19 protein-coding genes are annotated in these 21,654 nt (G+C 71.2%); 6 read left to right on the top strand and 13 right to left on the bottom strand.

Going from position 1 to position 21,654, the window contains the following annotated elements; genetic code table 11:
* Window positions 1-3: 3 nt before the first annotated feature.
* Window positions 4-1,506, bottom strand: coding sequence for a PLP-dependent aminotransferase family protein (locus tag ACIBU0_RS37335; protein WP_398827633.1), 1,503 nt, complete (start codon window positions 1,504-1,506; stop codon window positions 4-6).
* A 64-nt stretch (window positions 1,507-1,570) separates the two neighbouring features.
* Here ACIBU0_RS37335 and ACIBU0_RS37340 point away from each other — a divergent pair, with 64 nt between their 5' ends.
* The 4 genes from ACIBU0_RS37340 to ACIBU0_RS37355 all read left to right on the top strand — a co-directional run bounded on the left by ACIBU0_RS37340 (window position 1,571) and on the right by ACIBU0_RS37355 (window position 5,139).
* On the top strand, window positions 1,571-2,260 hold the full coding sequence (locus tag ACIBU0_RS37340; RefSeq protein WP_398827635.1) for a YitT family protein: 690 nt from the start codon (window positions 1,571-1,573) through the stop codon (window positions 2,258-2,260).
* Window positions 2,257-3,027 (top strand): glycerophosphodiester phosphodiesterase, encoded by a 771-nt coding sequence (locus ACIBU0_RS37345; RefSeq protein WP_398827637.1) that lies wholly within the window; start codon window positions 2,257-2,259, stop codon window positions 3,025-3,027. The genes ACIBU0_RS37340 and ACIBU0_RS37345 overlap by 4 nt, the downstream gene beginning before the upstream one ends.
* Window positions 3,028-3,082: 55 nt before the next feature.
* Window positions 3,083-4,486, top strand: a complete 1,404-nt coding sequence (locus tag ACIBU0_RS37350; RefSeq protein ID WP_398827639.1) for an MFS transporter — start codon at window positions 3,083-3,085, stop codon at window positions 4,484-4,486.
* 278 nt (window positions 4,487-4,764) lie between these two features.
* A complete protein-coding gene (locus ACIBU0_RS37355) occupies window positions 4,765-5,139 on the top strand; it encodes an RNA polymerase-binding protein RbpA (RefSeq protein ID WP_003977404.1) in 375 nt (124 codons plus the stop codon).
* A 173-nt stretch (window positions 5,140-5,312) separates the two neighbouring features.
* Here ACIBU0_RS37355 and fxsA read toward each other — a convergent pair whose 3' ends face one another.
* The 4 genes from fxsA to ACIBU0_RS37375 all read right to left on the bottom strand — a co-directional run bounded on the left by fxsA (window position 5,313) and on the right by ACIBU0_RS37375 (window position 10,333).
* Window positions 5,313-5,867 carry an FxsA family membrane protein gene (fxsA, locus tag ACIBU0_RS37360; protein WP_398827641.1) on the bottom strand — a complete coding sequence of 185 codons (555 nt, stop codon included), beginning with the start codon at window positions 5,865-5,867 and terminating at the stop codon, window positions 5,313-5,315.
* 862 nt (window positions 5,868-6,729) lie between these two features.
* The gene (locus ACIBU0_RS37365; RefSeq protein WP_398827643.1) at window positions 6,730-7,548 is read right to left on the bottom strand and encodes a polyprenol monophosphomannose synthase; all 819 of its coding nucleotides are present in this window, start codon (window positions 7,546-7,548) and stop codon (window positions 6,730-6,732) included.
* A gap of 595 nt (window positions 7,549-8,143) precedes the next feature.
* Window positions 8,144-9,757, bottom strand: a complete 1,614-nt coding sequence (locus ACIBU0_RS37370; RefSeq protein WP_398827645.1) for an amidohydrolase — start codon at window positions 9,755-9,757, stop codon at window positions 8,144-8,146.
* Window positions 9,758-9,892: 135 nt separating this feature from the next.
* On the bottom strand, window positions 9,893-10,333 hold the full coding sequence (locus ACIBU0_RS37375; protein WP_398827647.1) for an Lrp/AsnC family transcriptional regulator: 441 nt from the start codon (window positions 10,331-10,333) through the stop codon (window positions 9,893-9,895).
* Between the two features lie 267 nt (window positions 10,334-10,600).
* On the opposite strand from ACIBU0_RS37375, the gene ACIBU0_RS37380 reads away from it, so the two are divergent.
* On the top strand, window positions 10,601-11,035 hold the full coding sequence (locus ACIBU0_RS37380) for a hypothetical protein (protein WP_398827649.1): 435 nt from the start codon (window positions 10,601-10,603) through the stop codon (window positions 11,033-11,035).
* A 25-nt stretch (window positions 11,036-11,060) separates the two neighbouring features.
* Here the strand turns inward: ACIBU0_RS37380 and ACIBU0_RS37385 are convergent, their stop codons facing one another.
* From ACIBU0_RS37385 to ACIBU0_RS37395, 3 genes are all read right to left on the bottom strand, one after another.
* The gene (locus ACIBU0_RS37385; RefSeq protein ID WP_398827651.1) at window positions 11,061-12,155 is read right to left on the bottom strand and encodes a phosphotransferase family protein; all 1,095 of its coding nucleotides are present in this window, start codon (window positions 12,153-12,155) and stop codon (window positions 11,061-11,063) included.
* 55 nt (window positions 12,156-12,210) lie between these two features.
* Complete coding sequence (locus ACIBU0_RS37390; protein ID WP_398827990.1) at window positions 12,211-13,257, bottom strand: hypothetical protein; 1,047 nt, start codon at window positions 13,255-13,257, stop codon at window positions 12,211-12,213.
* Between the two features lie 413 nt (window positions 13,258-13,670).
* Window positions 13,671-14,843 carry an acyl-CoA dehydrogenase gene (locus ACIBU0_RS37395; RefSeq protein ID WP_398827653.1) on the bottom strand — a complete coding sequence of 391 codons (1,173 nt, stop codon included), beginning with the start codon at window positions 14,841-14,843 and terminating at the stop codon, window positions 13,671-13,673.
* A gap of 348 nt (window positions 14,844-15,191) precedes the next feature.
* Here ACIBU0_RS37395 and ACIBU0_RS37400 point away from each other — a divergent pair, with 348 nt between their 5' ends.
* Window positions 15,192-16,430, top strand: a complete 1,239-nt coding sequence (locus ACIBU0_RS37400; protein ID WP_398827655.1) for a glycoside hydrolase family 18 protein — start codon at window positions 15,192-15,194, stop codon at window positions 16,428-16,430.
* A gap of 73 nt (window positions 16,431-16,503) precedes the next feature.
* Here the strand turns inward: ACIBU0_RS37400 and ACIBU0_RS37405 are convergent, their stop codons facing one another.
* The 5 genes from ACIBU0_RS37405 to ACIBU0_RS37425 form a co-directional block, all read right to left on the bottom strand.
* Entirely contained in the window at window positions 16,504-17,163 is a 660-nt protein-coding gene (locus tag ACIBU0_RS37405) for a TetR/AcrR family transcriptional regulator (RefSeq protein WP_398827657.1), read from the bottom strand.
* A 146-nt stretch (window positions 17,164-17,309) separates the two neighbouring features.
* Window positions 17,310-17,453, bottom strand: coding sequence for an SCO1431 family membrane protein (locus ACIBU0_RS37410; protein ID WP_398827659.1), 144 nt, complete (start codon window positions 17,451-17,453; stop codon window positions 17,310-17,312).
* 51 nt (window positions 17,454-17,504) lie between these two features.
* Window positions 17,505-18,878: a peptidase C39 family protein gene (locus ACIBU0_RS37415; RefSeq protein WP_398827661.1), complete on the bottom strand. Its 1,374-nt coding sequence runs from the start codon at window positions 18,876-18,878 to the stop codon at window positions 17,505-17,507.
* A 243-nt stretch (window positions 18,879-19,121) separates the two neighbouring features.
* Window positions 19,122-20,663 carry an amino acid permease gene (locus ACIBU0_RS37420; RefSeq protein WP_398827663.1) on the bottom strand — a complete coding sequence of 514 codons (1,542 nt, stop codon included), beginning with the start codon at window positions 20,661-20,663 and terminating at the stop codon, window positions 19,122-19,124.
* A 36-nt stretch (window positions 20,664-20,699) separates the two neighbouring features.
* Entirely contained in the window at window positions 20,700-21,653 is a 954-nt protein-coding gene (locus ACIBU0_RS37425; protein WP_398827665.1) for a hypothetical protein, read from the bottom strand.
* Window position 21,654: the final 1 nt, after the last annotated feature.

Consider the following 21,654-nt stretch of genomic DNA (forward strand, 5'->3'; position numbering starts at 1 on the left):
ACGCTATGCGACGAACGGTCGCACCGACTCCGCGGCCGCCCCGTTCCCCCCGCTCTCCACCAACCGCGCCGCCGCAGCCAACCGCACCGCGGCCTCCTCCGCCACCGCTCCCCCCACGGTGAAGGGCAACCGCACATACCCCTCGAAGGCACCGTCCACCCCGAACCGAGGCCCGGACGGCACCCGAACACCGACCCGCTCCCCGGCCTCCGCGAGCCGCGACCCCGACAGGCCCCCGGTCCGCACCCACAACGTGAGCCCGCCCTTCGGCACCTCGTACTCCCACTCGGGCAGCTCCCGCCGCACGGCCGCGACGAGCGCGTCCCGGTTCTCCCGGGCCTGCCCCCGCCGCAGGTCCACCGCCTGCTCCCAACCCCCCGTACCCAACAGCCAGTTCACGGCCAGCTGCTCCAGCACAGGCGTCCCCAGATCGGCGTACGCGCGCGCGGCCACGAGACTGCGGATCACATCCGGAGCCGCCCGCACCCAGCCGATCCGCATCCCGGCCCAGAAGGCCTTGCTGGCCGACCCGACGGTGATGACCGTCGACCCGGCGGGGTCGAAGGCGCACACCGGTCGCGGCATCTCGAGATCCTCGTCGAGCCACAGCTCGCTCATCGTCTCGTCGGCGACGAGAACCGTCCCCGCCGACCGGGCCGCGTCCACCAGCCGCCGCCGCTGGTCCTCGTCGGCCAGCGCGCCGGTGGGGTTGTGGAAGTCGGCGACGACATAGGCGATCCGGGGGGCGGCCTCCCGCAGCACCTGCCGCCACCGGTCCATGTCCCAGCCCGCCAGCCCCTCGGCCATGGCGACGGGCACGAGCCGGGCGCCCGCCTCGCGCATCAGCTGAAGGATGTTGGCGTACGACGGGGACTCGACCGCGATCCGTTCACCGCGGCCCGCGAACAGATGGCAGATCGCGTCGATCGCGCCCATCGCCCCGGTCGTCACCATGATCTGCTCGGGCATGGTCGGAATCCCGCGCGCCGTGTACCGGTCGGCGATCATCGAGCGCAGTGCGGGCAGCCCGGCCGGATAGTCGCCGTGGGTGTGGGCGTACGGGGGCAGTTCCTCCAGGGCTCCCTGGACGGCGCGGGTCAGCCACGGCTCGGGCGCGGGCAGCGCGGCGCAGCCCAGGTCGATCATCGAGCCGAGCGCCTCGGGCGGCAGCGGCTCCAGGCCGCGTGCGGGCAGCGGGTTCCCCGCGGGTACGGCGGTCCAGCTCCCGGCCCCGCGCCGGGACTCCAGGAACCCCTCGCTGCGCAGTGCCTCGTACGCGGCGGCCACGGTCGTACGGCTCACGGACAGCGCGAGGGCCAGCTCACGCTCGGCGGGCAACCGGGCGGCGACCGGAACTCGGCCCTCCAGCACGAGCAGCCTGATTCCGTCGGCCAGCGCCCGGTACGCGGGCGGGCGCTTGGAGCCGGGGCCGGCAGGGCGGTCCTGCTGGGAGGTGAGGAGCCGGGCGAGCTGCGCGGCACCCACCGCAGAAGTCCACTGCGCCATGATTTCCAGTCCACCTTCCCCGAATTGGCCATGGAGGGCGATGCTTCCCAAGCCACAGGGTGTCATGCGTCAGGCCACTACCACCACCGGGGGGCACATTTTGTCCACGCAGGGGCATGTCATACGACGGCTGTCTCAGCTCTATGCCGGGCTCGCTCTGTACGGCGCGAGCGCGGCGCTCTTCGTCGAGGCAGGCCTGGGCCTGGAGCCCTGGGGCGTGCTGCACCAGGGCCTCGCCGAACGCACCGGCCTGACCATCGGCGTCGTGTCGATCGTCGTCGGCGCGGCGGTGCTGCTCCTGTGGATCCCGCTGCGCCAGCGCCCGGGCCTCGGCACGGTCTCCAACGTCTTCGTCATCGGCCTCGCCATGGACGGCACGCTCGCCCTGGTTCCCCAGGTGCACAGCCTGGCCGTACGGATCCCCCTCCTCCTGGCCGCCATCCTCCTGAACGGCGTGGCCACCGGCCTCTACATCGCCGCCCGCTTCGGGCCGGGCCCCCGGGACGGTCTGATGACCGGCCTGCACGCGCGCACGGGCCGCTCGATCCGCCTGATGCGCACGGCCGTAGAGATCGCGGTCGTCGTGACCGGCTTCGCCCTGGGCGGCACCGTCGGCGTCGGCACCCTCCTCTACGCGGTGTCCATCGGCCCGCTCGCCCAGCTCTTCCTGCGCGTGTTCGCCGTTCCCACGGCATCCGACGGCAGCACGGTCGTTGCCGGCGGGCAACCCCGGCGCGCGATACTGCGACGGTGAGCACCACGCGGATACGCCACCCCTACCTCGACCACCCCGGCCCGATCCCCTTCGCCCATCGGGGCGGAGCGGCGGACGGCCTGGAGAACACCGCGCTGCAGTTCCGGCGCGCGGTCGAACTGGGCTACCGGTACATCGAGACCGACGTCCACGCCACGCGCGACGGCAAGCTGGTCGCCTTCCACGACGCGACCCTGGACCGGGTGACGGACGGGGCGGGCCGCATCGCCGACCTGCCCTGGGCCGACGTGCGGCACGCGCGCGTGGCGGGCCAGGAGCCGGTGCCCCTCTTCGAGGAACTCCTGGAGACCTTCCCCGATGTGCGCTGGAACGTCGATCTCAAGGCGGAGCCGGCGCTCCATCCCTTCCTGGAGCTGATCGAGCGCACGAACGCCTGGGACCGCGTCTGCGTCGGCTCCTTCTCCGAAGCACGCGTCATCCGGGCCCAGCGGCTGGCCGGACCCCGCCTCGCCACCTCGTACGGCACCCGGGGCGTCCTCAATCTGCGGTTGCGCTCGTGGGGTGTGCCGGCCGCGCTGCGCCGCTCGGCGGTCGCCGCCCAGGTTCCCGAGACGCAGTCCGGCATCCAGGTGGTGGACCACCGCTTCGTACGGGCCGCCCACGCGCGCGGGCTGCAGGTGCACGTGTGGACCATCAACGATCCCGATGCGATGCACCGGCTCCTGGATCTGGGAGTCGATGGCATCATGACCGATCACATCGACACGTTGCGCAAGGTCATGGAGGACCGGGGCGTCTGGGTCTGACCCCCGTCCGGGCTCCGCCCTCGCGCGGGATCACCACGGGGAAGCGAGGGCACGGGTGGGCACCGACACCGTGCGGACGGACGCGGCCGACGAGGCCGCCGGACGGCGGCGCGAGCAGCGCGGCTGGTACTTCTACGACTGGGCGTGCTCCGTCTACTCGACGAGCGTGCTCACCGTGTTCCTGGGCCCGTATCTGACCTCGGTCGCCGAGGAGGCGGCGGACGCGGACGGGTTCGTCCATCCCTTGGGCATCCCGGTGCGTGCGGGATCCTTCTTCGCCTACTCGGTGTCCCTGTCGGTGATCGTCGCCGTCCTGGTGATGCCCCTGGTCGGCGCCGCCGCCGACCGCACCGGCCGCAAGAAGCCCCTCCTCGCGGTGGCCGCCTACGTGGGGGCCACGGCCACCACGGCCATGTTCTTCCTCGGCGGCGACCGCTATCTGCTCGGGGGCTTCCTCCTGATCGTCGCGAACGCTGCGCAGTCGGTCGCGATGATGCTCTACAACTCCTACCTGCCGCAGATCGCCCCGCCCGAGGAGCGCGACGCGGTCTCCTCCCGGGGCTGGGCCTTCGGCTATGCGTCCGGTTCGCTGATGCTGATCCTGAACCTGGCCCTGTATCTGGCGCACGACTCCTTCGGCGTCTCGGAGAGCATGGCCGTGCGCATCTGCCTGGCGTCGGCAGGCCTGTGGTGGGGCGCCTTCGCGCTCATCCCGCTCCGGCGGCTGCGCGACCGCCGGTCCACGAGCGACGGGGGCGAGAGGGAACCCACCGCGAAGGAACCCACCGCGAAGGCGTCCACCACGAAGGCACCGAGCGCCATGGGCTTCCGGCAGCTCGCGGCGACCGTCCGCGACATGCGCCGCCACCCGCTGACGCTCGCGTTCCTGCTCGCCTACCTCATCTACAACGACGGCATCCAGACGGTGATCTCCCAGGCGTCGGTCTACGGCTCCGAGGAACTGGGCCTCGGCCAGTCCACCCTCATCGGCGCCGTGCTGCTGGTCCAGGTGCTGGCGGTGGCGGGGGCGCTGGCGATGGGGCGGATGGCCCGGACCTACGGCGCCAAGCGCACGATCCTCGGCTCGCTGGTCGCCTGGACGGTGACCCTGGCCGCCGGGTACTTCCTGCCGGCCGGGGCTCCGGTGTGGTTCTTCGTGCTGGCAGCCGGCATCGGCCTGGTCCTGGGCGGCAGCCAGGCCCTGTCGCGGTCCCTGTTCTCCCATCTCGTCCCGCCGGGCAAGGAGGCCGAATACTTCTCGGCGTACGAGATGAGCGACCGCGGCATGAGCTGGCTGGGGCCCCTTCTGTTCGGGATCACCTACCAGCTGACCGGAAGTTACCGGGACGCAATCATCTCTCTCGTGGCCTTCTTCGTCATCGGATTCGCCCTGCTCGCGAGGGTTCCGGTGCGGCGGGCGATCAGTGACGCGGGCAATCCGGTGCCACCGACGATTTAGCGTTCGGAGCCAAAGGGCGGTAGTGTACGCGTTTGGCCTGCCAGGCGTACCGTTACTGCGCGTCAAAGATGCCGAAACGCTAGGTTACATCTGCTATCAGATGTGACAAACCGGGCGCCGGTGGGTACGACATTGGTCAGCAAGGCTGCGGCTACGACGGCGACGCATCACCCGGAACGGGACACGGAACGGGAATCTTTACCGCCGACCGGACGTTGACCGGATGACGACGACAGCGACACCTGTCCTGTGGGCGACAAGCCCGGGAGGCACGATTCATGAGTGAGCGAGCTCTTCGCGGCACGCGCCTCGTGGTGACCAGCTACGAGACGGACCGCGGCATCGACCTGGCCCCGCGCCAGGCCGTGGAGTACGCATGCGAGAAGGGGCACCGGTTCGAGATGCCCTTCTCGGTCGAGGCGGAGATCCCGCCGGAGTGGGAGTGCAAGGTCTGCGGGGCCCAGGCACTCCTCGTGGATGGCGACGGCCCTGAGGAGAAGAAGGCCAAGCCCGCGCGTACGCATTGGGACATGCTGATGGAGCGGCGTACCCGCGAGGAACTCGAAGAGGTCCTCGAGGAGCGTCTTGCCGTTCTGCGCTCCGGGGCGATGAACATCGCGGTTCACCCCCGGGACAGCCGTAAGTCGGCGTAGTCCCTTGCGAGTCCCTGTGGGGCTCGGCCGGGTTTGACCAGGCAACGCGTATAACCGCGGGCGCCGTGCGTGAGACGTACGGCGCCTGCGGTTTGCTGTGCCCGCAAGGACGGCCCGCAAGAAAAGTGCCCGGCGCTCAGGCAGCGCCGGGCTCTCGCGGTGTCGGCTCGCCGTCAGCCGGTCAGCGGCGGCCTCGGCTCCCGCGGAGCGTCCCCCGGCTCGTCCCTGATGACCTCGCCCTGCACGATCTTTCCGTCGGGGCGATGAATGCGCGCCTGCTGGAAGGCGTCACCGAACGAACCCGACGCCGCCTCGCGCAGCTTGCGCTCGAACGTCCGCTCCGCGTGAGCGCTGAGGGCCTTCTGGAGCGGCGGGATCAGCAGGAGCAGGCCGAGCGCGTCCGAGATCAGTCCCGGCAGCATGATCAGCAGGCCGCCCAGCATCATCAGGCCGTTGCCACCGCCGCTCGTCGGCGCACCGCCGCGCTGCAACGCCTCGTTCAGGGCCTGGAAAGCGCGTCGGCCCGCCCGCTTGATGACCACCGAGCCGAGCATGAGGCCGGCGACCAGCAACAGGAAGACCGTGAGCCCGCCCGCCACGTCCGCGACCACGGTCAGCAGCCAGATCTCCAGCACCAGCCACGCGGCGACACCCAGCGGCAGGAAGGTACGCAGCCGGGAACGCCGGGGCCGGGCGGGATAGGTGGGGGTCGATGCGCCAGTCGTCATGCGTCCAGTGTGCCTGGGCCCGGCTCAGAGCGGGATAAACGGACGGCCGACGCCGTCCGGCGGTCGTAGGCAATGCCTGTGACGACCAAGACGTGGACCGACGGCCATGCGGGCGCCGGACGCGAACCGACAACCATGACGGCTCAGCCCGGACCGCCCAACACAACGGCCGGGCGCGGCCTCACGACCAGGACACCCCGGCCCGGCGAACATGCCGCCCACGCGAACCGACGACCGGGGACGGCTCCACCTGGACCGCCGAACACGACAGCCAGGCGCGGCCTCACAACCAGAACACCCCGACCCGGCCAGCATGCCGCCCGCGCGAGCCGACGACCGGGGACGGCTCGGCCCGTACAGCCGAACACGACAGCCAGGCGCGGCCTCACAACCAGAACACCCCGACCCGGCCAGCATGCCGCCCACGCGAACCGACGACCGGGGACGGCTCGGCCCGTACAGCCGAACACGACAGCCAGGTGCGGCCTCACGGCCAGGACACCCCGGCCCGGCGAACATGCCGCCCGCGCGAACCGACGACCGGGAACGGCTCCACCTGGACCGCCGAACACGACAGCCAGGCGCGGCCTCACAACCCGGCTCGGCCAGCATGCCGCCCACGCGAACCGACGACCGGGAACGGCTCCACCTGGACCGCCGAACACGACAGCCAGGCGCGGCCTCACAACCAGAACACCCCGCCCCGGCCAGCATGCCGCCCACGCGAACCGACGACCGGGGACGGATCGGCATGGGACGACCAGCACGGCAGCGGGGCGCGGACCCTCCAGGGCGGCTCGGTGCGGTCCGACGGCCATGACGGCACGGCGTGGACCAGTAACTGTGTCGGCCGCGCCGCAGGCTACGACTGCGGCCGCCGGTCCGGCGCCGACGGCTTCGCGCGGCCCAGCAGCTTGCCCACCCGCTCCTGCGCCCCCCACGACGTGACCCGCCACAGCGCCTCGACCAGGATGTCGCGGCTCATCTTGGAGTCACCGAGTTCGCGCTCGACGAAGGTGATCGGCACCTCGACGACATGGAAGCCGGCCTTCACCGCCCGGCGGGCGAGGTCGACCTGGAAGCAGTAGCCCTGGGAGGCGACGTCGTCGAGGCCGAGGCCTTCGAGGGTCTCGCGGCGGAAGGCGCGGTAGCCGCCGGTGATGTCGCGCAGGGGCAGGTCCAGGGCGAGACGGGAGTAGAGGCTGCCGCCGCGGGAGATGAACTCGCGGGACTTAGGCCAGTTCACGACCCGGCCGCCGGGCACCCAGCGGGAGCCGAGCACCAGGTCGGCGCCCTTGAGGGCGGTCAGCAGGCGGGGCAGTTCCTCGGGCTGGTGGGAGCCGTCGGCGTCCATCTCGATCAGGACGCCGTAGCCGTGCTCCATGCCCCAGCGGAAGCCCGCGAGGTAGGCGGCGCCGAGGCCCTCCTTGCCCTTGCGGTGCAGGACCTGGACGTGGTCGTCCCCGGCGGCCAGCTCGTCGGCGAACTTGCCGGTGCCGTCGGGGCTGTTGTCGTCGGCCACGAGCACGTGCGCCTCGGGCACCGCCTTGCGGACCCGGCCGACGATGCTCTTGATGTTCTCCGCCTCGTTGTAGGTCGGAATGATCACCAACGCCGTGCCGAGCGGCCCGAACCGCTTCCCCCGGTCCTGTGCCGCGAGGTCCCCGTCGCCGTCGTTCACTGCTGCCCCTTCACATCCGTACGCAGACGTCCACCATAGTGGGCACGGCCTGCGCTGACGCGACAGCACGTTCGTACGGTGGTGTCGATTCCGCAAGAGCTGGGTAAGGCTGGCTGATTTGGGCCCGCTACGCCGCTCGGGCCCTGTACGTCGCTTTCGCAGCCTCTGCGGAAGTTCGCGCCTCCTGCGGATGGGGGCCCGGCGCCCTTCGGGCCGACCTGGGACCCGCTGGCTGCGGGTCGACCGAAAGCCGTTGTCTACTGAGCGCCCGGGCCCCACCCGGGTCACACCTCCCCGATCGGCCGCGACGTTCCGTCGTCGCCGCGCGGGCGCTGAGCCTGGCTCCCAGTGGCGGTGCCCCGGTGCGGCACACCGTCCCTGACCCAGCGGCGTTGCGACGGGTTCCCGGAAGTTCCGCGGTTCCCCGGTCGGGCGTCCGGTGGTGGACTCGGCCGAACCTATCGGCCCCGGGCCTTGGCCTGTCAATAGCCGTTTGACCTGCGGGTCTTCACCCAATGCGCTGGTCAGCGCGGAGGATGCGCAGGTCGCGCGCCGGGGTCGCGCGAAGGGATCCCATGCGCGCCACCCCGGTAGATCACTCGCCCGGCCGTACGAAGACCGTTCGTCCGCCCACCACCGTGCGCAGGCAGAGCGGGAGGTCGCGGCCCGGGGTCAGATCGGGCAGGCCGGGGGTGCCGGAACGGGGGTCGGTGGACCAGCGCGCGACCCGGTCGTCGGGCGCCTGGACCACCAGTTCGTCGGTGCGCCACACGGCGTAGTCGGCGGGCGCGCCGGGCACGAGGACGCCCGCATCGTCGCGTCCGATCGCCCGCCAGCCGCCCCGCGTGTGTGCCGTGAACGCGGCGCGTACGGAGACGCGGTGCTCGGGGGTGCGGTGGAAGGCAGCGGCGCGCACCGTGCCCCAGGGGTCGAGGGGCGTGACCGGGCTGTCGGAGCCGAAGGCGAGCGGGACGCCGGCCCGCAGCAGCGCGGCGAAGGGGTTGAGGGTGCGGGCCCGTTCGGCGCCCAGGCGCTGGGCGTACATGCCGTCCTCGCCGCCCCACAGCGCGTCGAACGCGGGCTGCACGGAGGCGGTCAGGCCGAGCTCGGCGAAGGCGGCGACGGTCTCCGGGGTGAGCATCTCGGCGTGCTCGACGCGGTGGCGGGCGGCGCGGATGCGGGCGAGGCCGAGCTTCTCGGCGGCGGCGCGCACGCCCTCCACGACGGCGGTCACGGCGGCGTCGCCGATCGCGTGGAAGCCCGCCTGCAGGCCTGCTTCGGTGCAGGCGGTCACGTGGGCGGCGACTTCAGTGGCGTCCAGGTAGGCGGTTCCCGTGTGTCCGGAGTCGGCGTACGGCTGGTGCAGACAGGCGGTGTGCGAGCCGAGGGCGCCGTCGACGAAGAGGTCTCCGGCCGCGCCGAGCGCGCCCAGTTCCCGCGCCTTGGCGATCCCCTGCTCGGCCTGCTCGGCCCAGTAGCCGACGACCCGTGGGCCCGGCTCCTCGGCGGCGAGCCGCAGCAGTGCGGTGAAGTCGTCCTCGGAGGAGATGTCCGGCCCGCCGCACTCGTGAACGGTGCCGATGCCGAGGGAGGCGGCGTGGGCGAGGGCGGCGCGCTGGGCCTCGGCGCGCTGGGCGGGCGTGACCGCGTCCAGTGCGGTGGCGCGTACGGCGTGGTGGGCATCGCCGACGAGCGGGGCGTCGACCGCGCCGGGGTCACCCGGCGTCATGTCCAGCAGGGCCGTCGTGACGACCGCGGAGTGGACGTCGATGCGGGAGAGGTACAGGGGGCGGCCGCCGGTGGCCTCGTCGAGCTCGGCGCGCGTCGGCGGACGGCCGCCGGGCCAGCGCGAGGCGTCCCAGCCGTGGCCGAGCAGGACCCGGTCGTGCGGGCGGGCGGCGGCGAAGTCCCGCACGAGGGCGAGGGCCGCCTCCAGAGAGGCCGCACCCGACAGATCGAGCCCGGTCAGCGCGAGCCCCGTGGCGGTGGTGTGCACATGGGCGTCGGTGAACGCGGGGGTGACCAGGGCACCGTCCAGATCGACGACCTCGTCCACCCCGTCCGCGAAGGCGTCGGCGGCCCCTTCGGATCCGACCCAGGCAACCTGCCCGCGCTCGACGACCATCGCGGTGGCGAACGGATCGGCGGGGCTGTGCACCTCTCCGCGTCGGAGAAGAACGGTCTTCGGCTGGGCGGTGGACTCACTCATGGGGACAGTCTCGCGCCTGACTCCGACACCTGTGGACAGGGGGTCGCTGCAACGCCGCCAAAAGGGCGCGGGGAACTGCGCGACCAACCACCGAATCCGCAGCCGACGAACGACCGGCACCCCAATGGCGCTTGGTCAGACCCGCGGCGGCCGCGCCTCATAAGGCGTGGACAACACCACCGTCGTCCGAGTCGAAACCCCCGCCAGCGACCGCACCCGGGCCAACAGCTCCTCCAGCTCGTGCGGCGTGGCCACCCGGACCTTGAGGATGTAGTTCTCGTCGCCCGCCACACTGTGACAGGCCTCGATCTCGGGCACACCGGCCAACCGCTCCGCGATGTCATCAGGAGCGCTGGGATCAAACGGCTTCACGGAGATGAACGCGGTCATCGGCAGCCCCACGGCCTCGGGATCCACGACCGCGGCATACCCACGGATGACCCCCCGCTGCTCCAGCCGCCGCACCCGCTGGTGCACGGCGGACGTGGACAGGCCGGTGGCCTTGCCCAGGTCGGTGTAACTCATCCGCCCGTCCTTGACGAGCAGCTGCACGATCTGCCGGTCCAGCTCCTCCATGGCGAAGAACCTACAGTGCGCTTGATCTCCTCGGATACCTGAGCAGCCCAGGTCATACCCGGTTTGTGATCTGGCCGCGGGAACTCTGTGCGCCACCTGAGGGACAGAGCGGCGGCGCCAGGCACCTGCGGGCGGCATGTGACGAACGCCACAGGCCTCGAACAGGCTCCGTGATGTGCCCGTGATTAGCGCCGAGATCGGGCGGGAAGTGCTTGCTGTGGTCGAGGCCGCAGCGCCTTCACGGCCCAGCCCGAGGGGGAGAATCCCATGCAGAGTCTTAAGCGCCCTGGTCGTACCGCGCCCAAGCGCCTTCAGCCGGTTGTCGAGCCCGCTCCGGAGGGCGTCGAACCCGACGACTTCGACGACGAGCTCGACGCCTACGACACCTTCGAGATGTACCGGGTCATCTGCCCGGACTGCGCGCAGCCCATCGCCCTGCTGGCGGACGAAGAGGTCCTGCCGGAGCACGCGCTGTGCGCCTCGCCGTGGAACCCGTTCGGGCTCACGGTCTGCGCCGGTACGGGCCGCAGGGCCTCCGACGCGCGTTCCGCCGACGAGTCGGCCGAGCCCCAGGAGCAGGACACCGCCCTGCTGTTGACGCTCCCTCAGGGTCTCGACTGGCGGACGCAGCCCTTCTCGCACGTCGGTGGCCCGGGTTCGCGCCCCATCAGGGTCCCCGTGATGCGCCGCGACGCCGCCTGAGCGCACTCCGCACCGGCCGCGTCGCTCAATCCCAGTAGCTGCCCTGCACCATGGCTCGCAGGCTGCCGTGGTGCAGGATCAGTGTGTCCGGGTCCGCCGGGACGGCGACTTCACCGAAGTGCACCTGGCGGTAGGCGATCCGCAGCATGACGACGGCGTGCCGCAGGGCGGCGTACAGCGTGTAGAAGTCCATGTCACGCGGGGTGTGGCCGGTGAGCTCGGCATAGCGTGCCTCGATCCGGTCGCGGCGCAGGAAGTCCGGGAGTCCGCGCTGCCCGAAGGCGACCGTCAGGTCCTGGAAGAAGCGGTGCAGATAGACGGTCCAGCCGAGGTCGACCTCGCGCGGGGCCAGTGCCGCCATCTCCCAGTCGAGGACGGCCGCGGGTTCGAAACCGTCGTAGACGACGTTTCCGAGGCGCGCGTCGCCCCAGTTGAGCACCGGCGTGCCCGGATCTCGGGGCCAGAGCTCCTCCAGGCGGTCGAACGCGTCCTCGATCAGCGGTGAACGGGCGAGTCCGTCAACCACCCATGCGTAGTAGGCGCGTTGGGCGGCGACATGCCTCCGCAGCGCGTCCCCGTCACCGGGCAGGGTGAGGAAGTGGGCCTCCTGCGCCGGGACTTGGTCGTGCAGCCGGGCCAGCAGCCCGATGGTGGCCGCCTCCAGGTGAGCGCGCTCGGCGTCGCCCGCCGCGTGCAGCCAGTTGCCCTCGTAGGTGTACGGCATGACGTCCGGCGGCACGCGCCCCTCGACGCGCTCCATGACGAAGAAGGGCGCCCCCAGGGGGCCGGGGTCCTCCTCCAGCCACTGCACCTTCGGCACGGGGAGGTCGGAGCGGTCGGCGACCAGGCGCATCGTGCGGTACTGCCGGGGCATGTCGTACTCCGGGAACACCGTGTACGCCGCCGGATCCGCCGCGAGCCGCAGCGCGCAGGCGCGGACGGGCGCTTGAGGGTGCTCGATGTCGAAGAGCAGGGTTTCGCTGGACATGCCGTTCGAGGTGGGGACGCTGACGCCGGCGGCCTTGGCGCCGGGCAGCCGGGTGTCGAGCCAGTCGGTGAGGCGGCGGGCGAGTTCGTCCGGGTCGCGCGTCGTCGTACGGGGTCGAGGTGCCGCGGTCATGGGGCCGACTCCCTCCGTGTCGCCAAGCCTTCTCTGCGCCGGCGGCGCCATGACCTCATGGCGCTACCGAGCCGAAGTCCGTGAACCCGCTCGGGTCGTGCCGCCCGAACGAACCGTGCTCGAAGATGCCGTGGCCGACCCGGCCGTCCAGCCGGAAGCGGGCGGCGTGGTCGGTGACTCCGTACGCGGCGAGGGGATGGGCGGCGGGGTCGGAGAGGTCGTAGGTACGACGGTCGCGCCAGCCGCGCCCCTGCCAGGTGCCGTGCTGCCAGTCGTCGGCGGGCGGGTAGCCGGCGCCGACGGCGAGCGGGGACGACGTGAGGATCTCCACCTCCAGTTCCTGGGGCTTGCGCGCGTCGCCGAGGTGGATGAGGGCGCGTTCGGGGTGGCGGGTGCCCGAGCGGTAGGTGATCTCGGCCTGGGGCCACCCGAGTTGGCGATCGCGTTCGCCCGGGCGGACCATCGTCGCGTCGCTCAGCGAGCGGTATCCGTCCGCGTCCTCCTGCACGATCACCATCAGGAACCGGTCCTCGAAGCGCACCGGACACCAGATCCAGTGGAAGCCCTCGGTCGGGTGCTCCTCGGCGAACCGCCCGCCCTCCTCCCCCGGTATGGGGCGCACCCCCCAGCTGCGGTCGCGGGTACCGGTCCACTCGGCCGGGGTGACGCGGAACTCCCGGCCACCCGCGCGCACGACCCCCGCCACGCCGCCCGCCTGGACGAAGCGCCGCCCTTCGAGGCTGAGCCGGCCGCCGCGGCGCTGAACGTGATGGGGCTCCCAGAGGGCGGGGAAGCCGGCGGTCCAGGTGATGTCGTACGACAACGCGTCGTCGTCGCAGATCAGCCGGAGCCGTCGCAGCGGCTCCCCCACCTCGATCCGCAACGACCCGACGGCCAGGCGCATCCGGTCCTCGCCGAGCGCGTCCGACGCCCGCACCGCGTACAGCGTGTCCCCGGTCCTGAGGGTCGCGTACGCGTCGATCACCCCGACGTTGGGGTACACCCCGAGGCCCAGGATCAGCAGGGCACGCCCCTGGTGGTCGAGGACGTGGAAGATGCAGCGGTCGTAGGCGTTCCGGTCGCTGGTTGCGACGTACTTCATGGACAGCGGCACCTGGTGCACCGGGTACTCGTCCAGCGGTACGGGACGGTCGTCGTCGGCCACGGCAAGCCTCCCTGGAGACGGCTGGGCTGACGGTACGTCAGACAGTGTCGGGTGACCAGAGAGGGGGCCGGACGTCCGTGAACTCACGCCCGATTCCCGTGGGCGGTGACTTGTCCCCCTGGCTCCGCGTTGCCCTGGTATGCCCCCCACCTATTCAGCGACCGGGTCGCAGCGCCGCATCTTCGTTCCGCGGCCGGCAGGGACGGTTCCGCCTGCGCCCGCGCAGCAGTCGGATCCCCCGATCTACCGCGATCTGATGCGTATGTGGGCCGACCGCGGCCGCACCCTGCCCGGGCGCCATGACCCGGAATGGATCGAGCTCACGGCGCCGCAGGTCAGGCGTGGTCAGTTCAGCGTCCTTCGGGACCTGCCAGGTGACGGGCGATGACCATCCGCTGAATCTGGTTGGTGCCCTCGACGATCTGCAGGACCTTGGCCTCGCGCATGTACCGCTCGGCCGGGAAGTCCGCGGTGTAGCCGTATCCGCCGAGGATCTGGACGGCGTCGGTGGTGACCCGCATCGCGGTGTCGGTGCAGTGCAGCTTGGCCATGGCCGCCTGCTTGGCGAACGGCCGGCCGGCGTCGCGCAGCCGCGCGGCCGCCAGGTACAGCGCACGGCCCGCCTCGATCTGGGTCGCCATGTCGGCGAGCATGAAGCGCAGGCCCTGGAAGTCGGCGATCGGCTTGCCGAACTGCCGGCGCTCGGTCGCGTACGCCACCGCCTCGTCCAGCGCCGCCTGGGCGACGCCGATCGCGCACGCCGCGATGCCGAGCCGCCCGGAGTCGAGCGCGGACAGGGCGATCGCGAAGCCCTGGCCCTCCTCGCCGATGCGCCGGTCGTCACCGACGCGGACGCCGTCGAAGTGGACCTGGGCCGTGGGCGAGCCCTTCATGCCCATCTTCTTCTCGGGCGCCGCCGCACTCAGCCCCTCCGCGTCGCCCGGCACCAGGAAGGCGGTGATCCCGCGCGGCCCTTCCTCACCGGTGCGTGCCATGACCGTGTAGAAGTCGGCGATACCGCCGTGCGTGATCCAGGCCTTGGTCCCGGTGATGACCCAGTCGTCGCCGTCGCGCACCGCCTTGGTGCGCAGCGAGGCCGCGTCCGATCCCGACGCCGGCTCGGAGAGGCAGTACGCGCCGAGCAGCCCGCCGCCGAGCATCGCGGGCAGGTGCTCGACCTGCTGCTCCTTGGTGCCGTAGCTGGCGAGGGCGTACGAGGCGAGGGTGTGCACGCTGACGCCGAGGCCGACGGTGAGGCGGGCCGCGGCGAGCTCCTCGAGGACCTGGAGGTAGACCTCGTACGGCTGGTCGCCGCCGCCGTACTCGGCGTCGTACGGCAGGCCGAGCAGCCCGGATTCGGAGAGCAGGGTGAAGACCTCGCGCGGGAAGCGTCCGGCGTCCTCCTCCTCGGCCGCCTTCGGGGCGATCTCGCGCTGCGCGATGTCGCGGACGAGCGAGATCAGATCCCGGGCCTCGTCCGTGGGCAGTTGACGGTCCACCGGCTGCGGGGCGCGGTCGGGCATGGCGACGCTCTCCTCCCTTTCGGGAACGTCGGCGGTCGCACGCCTTGGGTGGGGCGGCTCCGCCTGGTCTCTCGGGATGCCGTCAGGTGCTCCGCTCCCGGGTTGCGGAAGCTGCTGACCAGCGGCTCTGCGGTGAGTATGCCCGATCGGGGACATCGAGTCACCAGTTAACGACCGCTTACTTCAAGAAGTATCCAGCGACACACCCGGCTGGTCCGCGCGGCGGTGAAATTGGTCCGAACCATTGACGTACTGGTCTAGTCCTCCTACTTTGACGGAGCGCTTCTCGTCATCGCGTTCATGCCAATCGGCGCACGCTCCCCTCTCCCCCACGGAGGAGACCTCCCGATGCACACTTCGCACCACCCCCGCACCCGGCTGAGGACCCTCGTGTCCGCCGCCTGCGCGGCCGTCCTCGGCGCCGGACTGCTCGCCGGCGCGGGCACCGCCACCGCCGAACCCGCCACCTCGCCCCGGCTCGCCGCCGGCTCCAAGGTCGTCGGGTACTTCACGGAATGGGGCACCTACGACCGCAAGTACTACGTCAAGAACATCGAGACATCGGGCTCGGCCGCCAAACTCACCCACATCAACTACGCCTTCGGCAACGTCACCGGCGGCAAGTGCGCGATGGGCGACTCCTACGCGGCGACCGAGCGCACCTACACCGCGGCCGAGTCCGTGGACGGCGTCGCCGACACCTGGGACCAGCCGCTGCGCGGAAACTTCAACCAGCTGCGCGAACTGAAGAAGAAGCACCCCGGCCTGAAGGTTCTGTGGTCCTTCGGCGGCTGGACCTGGTCGAGCGGCTTCGGCGAGGCCGCGCGGAACCCGGCCGCGTTCGCCAAGTCCTGCTACGACCTGGTCGAGAACTCCAAGTGGGCCGACGTCTTCGACGGCATCGACATCGACTGGGAGTACCCGAACGCCTGCGGCGCCACGTGTGACACCAGCGGGCGGGAGTCCTTCAAGAACCTGATGGCCGCGGTGCGCGCCAAGTTCGGCTCCGGCAACCTGGTCACCGCGGCGATCACGGCCGACGCCACGAGCGGCGGCAAGATCGACGCGGCGAACTACGCGGGCGCGGCGCAGTACGTCAACTGGTACAACCCGATGACGTACGACTTCTTCGGCGCCTGGGACGCGACCGGCCCGACGGCCCCGCACTCGGCGCTCAACTCCTACCCCGGCATCCCGAAGGCCGGCTTCCACACCTCGGCGACCATCGCCAAGCTCAAGGGCCTCGGCATCCCGTCGTCCAAGCTGCTGCTCGGCATCGGCTTCTACGGCAGGGGCTGGACCGGCGTCACCCAGTCGGCACCCGGCGGCACGGCGACCGGCCCGGCGGCGGGGACGTACGAGCAGGGCATCGAGGACTACAAGGTGCTCAAGTCGAAGTGCCCGGCGACCGGCACCGTGGGCGGGACCGCGTACGCCAAGTGCGGCAACAACTGGTGGAGCTACGACACCCCCGCGACCGTCGCGACCAAGATGACGTACAAGAACCAGCAGGGCCTGGGCGGCACCTTCTTCTGGGAACTGAGCGGTGACACCGCGGGCGGCGAGCTGATCAAGGCGATCAACTAGCCCGGTTCACAGGGGACTTGGGGCGGGGGACCACGAGCCTCCGCCCCAAGGTCCTGTCGCGTCGGGCGTCGGGTCAGCCGCCGCGGCGGGCGGGCTCCGGGGTCGGGTAGGCGGGGTCCATCTCCTCGACGGCGCGCATGGCGCCGCCCAGCATCTTCACCAGCAGCTCGCGCATCTGGTCGCGGGAGAGCTCGGGACGGTCGATCCAGTCGAGGGCGGCGCCCTCGACACTGCACACCCAGGCGAGCAGGCCCATGCGGGCCAGCGGGGCGATGTCCGTGCGGCCGTACGCCCCCTCGGCGATGGTCGCCACGATCGCCTCCCGCACGCCGTCCCGGATGGCGTGCACCTCGGTGTCGAAACCGACGCCGCCGCTGACGATGGTGCGGTAGGCGGCCTGGTTGTGCTCGGCGTAGCGCAGATAGCTGTCGATGGTGCGGTGGACCCGGTCCACCGGCTCCAGCTCGATGCCGCTCGCCGCGTAGGTGACCAGGTCGGCGACGGAGTCCTGGATGATCGCCAGGTAGTAGCCGCGCTTGGACTGGAAGTAGTAGTAGATGAGCCCCTTGGCGACATGGGCCTGCCGGGCGATGTCGTCCATGGAGAGCGCGTCGTACGACGTGTCGGCGAACAGCTTGCGCCCGATGGTGATGAGCTCGGCACGACGCGCCACCGAACGCTCGGTGCTGCGGGCCCGGGGACGGGCCACGTCGCGCTGTTGACTGATATTCAATTTCGACCCTGTTATCCAACGGGCGGCGGGACATCCGCAGTATGGCAGACCTTCACCAGCTGCTCGTTCGAGTCTGATCGACTCTGAGGGGACCGCTGGACAACAGGGTCGGCATATGTCCGACAAGGGGGCCGGTGTGTGTCAGGTCACAAAAGACCGAGCTGTGTCACGAGCATCGCGACGACCACGACGAGGGTCCAGCCCATGACGTGCTCGACGATCTTCGGGCCGTCGTCGTCCTTGGGGCCACCGGTGCGGACACGGGCGACCGTGGCTGAGTGCGTGGTCATATGCCCACCTTGCCACCGGGAGCGGCCGGCGCGGCGGAGACGTTGCTCACCTCACAGCACCCCCACCGCGGCGAGCGCCGCGCGCCGGCGCGGTGTCGGACACGCCGGGAAGTAGAGGTAACAGACACCGCCGGTGCCGGAGACGACCTTGCCACTGGCGTTGTAGCGCTTGGTCCGCAGCCAGATGTTCTCGAATTCGCGCCGGTTGTAGACGCGTCGCACGGCCTCGTTGCTCGGCGAGAACGGGTCGTTGGCGATCACGTCGCCGGTGGCGGTGAACCCGATGACGGTCATCAGATGCCCGGCGGTGCCGTACCCGGCCCCGGTCAGCTCCCCCTTCAGGAACGACTGGGACGTTATGGCCGGGATGCCGGCCGCGATCAGCGTCTCCAGGTCGGTGAGTGAGCCGAGCCGGGTGACCACGCCCCGGAGGTCATCGAAGGTGGCCGCGTAGGCCGCGTTGAACGGCCAGTTGCCGCACCCCTCGTACTGGTAGTCGAAGGTGAACCGGGCCGCGTGGCAGACCTGCGGGTCGGCGTACGACGGGTCGACCCAGGCCAGCTGCTCCGGGGTGAGCCCGCGGCCCCAGTACTCGACGATCATCTGCGAGGAGGTGGGGCTGCACCACGCCTCGCCGCCGTTGTCGTACTCCGGGTACTGGCCCGCGTGGATCTCCTGCGAGTAGCGCGGGACGATCAGCTCGTGGGCCACTCCGGGGGTGGAGGCCGGGACGGTGAAGCGGTCGGGGACGTCGGAGCCCATCGCGCCGACCCGCCAGACCTTGGGGGTGAGCTGCGTGCCGGGCGTGCGGTACAGGGTCAGCCGCAGCCGGTACGAGGTGAGGCGCAGCCCGGTGGCCGGCTCGTCGATCGCGAAGGTGTCCGTCCAGATGCTGCTCTTGCCGTCGCTCTGGTCGTCGACCGAGGTCCGCCTGATGTCCTGGTCGCCGGCCGCCCAGCGGCCCATCACGTACCAGGGGGTGGCGGTGCCGTCGGAGTAGGTGCCCGTCAGCTCGATCTGGAGCCAGGTGCCGTCGGGGGTGTGGGCGTTCCAGGACGCGATGGCCTCGGTCGCGGGGACGGGGAGCCGGTGGACGGGGGACGTCCAGGTCGCGTACTCCCAGCGGGCGGTCCTGCCGGTGTGCGGGTCGGTGTAGTCGGTGGTGCCGGCGGGCGAGGCGATCACGATGCCGGGGCGGGCACCGGCCACGGCACGGGTCCCCTGGGCGGTGCCGCCGCGCCAGTCGGTGTACGTGGTCCAGGCGCGGTTGTCGACGGTGCGGGCCGGGGTCGGGGCGGGGGCCACGGCATCGGGGGCCGGATCCGCGCCGGTGTCGGCGAGGGCCGGGCCCGCGCTGCCGGCGACGGCTGCGGCGACCGCGACGGCCAGGACGGTTCTGCGGGACGGCTGTTCGGCTCTGCTCATGGGCGGAAGACCCCCAGGTGTCCGAGTCGGGCAGGTCCGGTGCACGGCTGTCCGCCAACTATGGCCGCAGGCGGGAGCGTCTGCCAGCACTTCGGAGCCTGACGCGCCCACGAATATTGGTGTCGACCACTGGCATGACCTGGGGCGACCGTCCGCCCCGAAGCGCTACGAGGGGGTGGACGAGCGAGCGGGGTCTCGGCGTACGGCTCTGCCACGACGTACGCCGAGACGGTTGACGGCTCCTCAGACGAGGTCCATGGCCGCGACCTCGTCGGGGCGGCCGTAGCTGACCGGGCCGTGGAAGCGGCGGCGGGCGGTGGCGAACCACCACACCGTGGCCACGGCCAGGACGACGGCCAGCGCGACCGGCGCGTAGTTGAAGGAGTCGGCGGTGATCGGCGAGGCCTGCGGCAGCATGAAAAGGACGCTGCTGAGCAGGATCCAGGTCACCGCGACGACCCCGACCGGCCGTCCCCAGCGGCCCAGGTGCCAGGGCCCCGGCTGGAAGTCGTCGCCCAGCCGCAGCCTGAGCAGGATCGGGACGGCGTAGGCGAGGAAGAGCCCTACGACATTGACGCTGACGATGGCGGTGAACGCCGTGTGCGACCACCAGCCGGGCAGCACGAGCGCCAGCGAGCAGGCGACCGCGAGCCACACGGCCTTGACGGGGGTGCGTGTGCGGGGCGAGACCGAGTGCCACCAGCGGGAGCCGGGCATCGCCCCGTCCCGGGAGAAGGCGAAGATCTGCCGGGTGTTGCTGGTCAGATTGGCGAGACCGCAGAAGAGCATGGCGCCGATCACGATCAACAGCAGCACCTTCGCGGTGCCGACTCCGAGCCCGTCGATCAGGATCTGCACGGGCGGTGCGTCGGCGTTCGCCACCCGGTCGTAGTCACGAATGCTGTAGACCAATGCGAGCATCAGCAGCAGCCCCGCGATCGCCGAGTATCCGATCGCCCGTGTGATCCCCTTCGGCGCGTTGACCGTCGCCCGGACCGTTTCCTCGGACATGTGGAAGCTGCCGTCGAAGCCGGTGAAGGTCCAGCTCGTGACCAGCAGGCCGAGCATGCCGCCGTAAAGGCCGCTCGTGAAACCCGTGTTGTTCGCGAAATGCGTGACAAAGGAAGCCGACTGGTGACGCTCGGGCATGATGATCAGCGCGCTCACGATCACCACGAGTCCGCTCAGCAGCCACCACACGGAGATCCGGTTGAGTACGGCGACCAGCTGCACCGTGTAGGTGTTGGCGAGCCCCTGCGCCACGATGATCAGGGCCGTGATCAGCACCGTCCGGTGAGGGGTCGGCTCGTACGAGGGCCACTGCAGGGCGATGAAGGCCTGTACGAAGGTCCCGGCGGCGTACCCGGTGGCGGCCGTGCCACCGACCTGCCCCACGAAGTTCAGCCAGCCGGTGTACCAGGACCAGGCGCCCTTGTGCCGCTTGGCGAGCTTTCCGGCGGAGAAGTACAGCGCGCCGCTCGTCGGATAGGCCGAGGCGACTTCCGCCATCGCTGCTCCCACGAAGAGCACCATGACGGAGACGCCGATCCAGCCGAAGACGAGAATACTCGGACCGCCCGCGTTCAGACCGAATCCGAATCCCGAGAAGATACCCGAGATGATATTGATGATGGTGAATGAGATGGCGAAATTGTCGAACGCCTGAAAACGACGCGTGAGTTTTCTCGGATAACCCATCGCGTGCAGGGTCGCGTCGTCGTCGAGTTCGACCGGAACCGCTCCCCCGTGCGCTCGGGCGCGGGAAGCCGATATCCGTTCTGACACGGTCGGACCTTTCTCTCGGTGGGGGGTTGCGGTGCGTCAGGCGGTCGGCACGGGCAGACCGCAGGCGCGGCGCGCCCGGGACAGCTGCTCGGCCGGGTCGCCGAAGACGCACCAGGGCATACGGGAGGCGTACGGCCCCATGGCCGCGAAGACGGCGCGGGCCTCCTCCTCCCGTCGGCCCATGACCAGGGCGTGTGCGAGGTAGGCCAGGTCGAGGACGGGGGTGAACCGGTACTCGGCCACCGCGGGCAGCCAGTTCTCGTGGATCACCAGGGCGGTCGAGCGCCACTGCGGCTGCTCCCAGACCCGGTCGGCGAGGAGTTGGGTCGGGTCGTAGCACTCGACCAGGGAGACCAGGGGCAGCAGGCGCAGGGGCGAGTCGGCGGGCGCGCGCTGGCCGAGGAAGGCGGCGACGTCCCAGGCCGCGGTCACGGAGCCGCCGTGCCGGGGGAAGAAGCAGGCCAGGAAGCGGTGGTGGGCCTCGCGGTGCCAGGGGTCGAGGGAGAGGATGTGCGCGAACAGCCGCCATGGCCCGGGCGGCGCCGTGAGCAGCCCGCGCGGCGCCGGGTCGCGCAGCCGGTGCAGCCGCGCCATCGCCAGCTTCGCCACCCAGGGCGTGGGATCGGCGGGGTCGGCCGACGCGGCCCGGTCGCAGGCGGCCAGCGCTATGCGCTCCAGCGCCTCGGTGCGCGGGTCGCGGGCGTCGGCCGCGCGCAGCGCCCGCAGCACGGCGACCCGCGCCCACAGGAGTGCCGCCTCGGGGCCGGGCTCCTCGGCCAGCCAGCGCTCGACGAGGTCGGAGTCGGCGGCCTCCGAGGCGAGCACGAGGGAGCGATGGGCGCGCAGGCCGAAGTCACCGCGGGTTTCGGCCAAGGCGTCGCGGGCGCTCAGACATCGGCCGGCCCGGACATCGACGCATACGCTCGCGAGCGCACGGTCGTCGGCCGCTGGATGCCACACATACTGCCCTTCGAATAACCCCGCGGCCATC

This window comes from Streptomyces sp. NPDC049627 (assembly GCF_044465645.1).
In the GTDB taxonomy this organism is placed as follows: Bacteria; Actinomycetota; Actinomycetes; order Streptomycetales; family Streptomycetaceae; genus Streptomyces.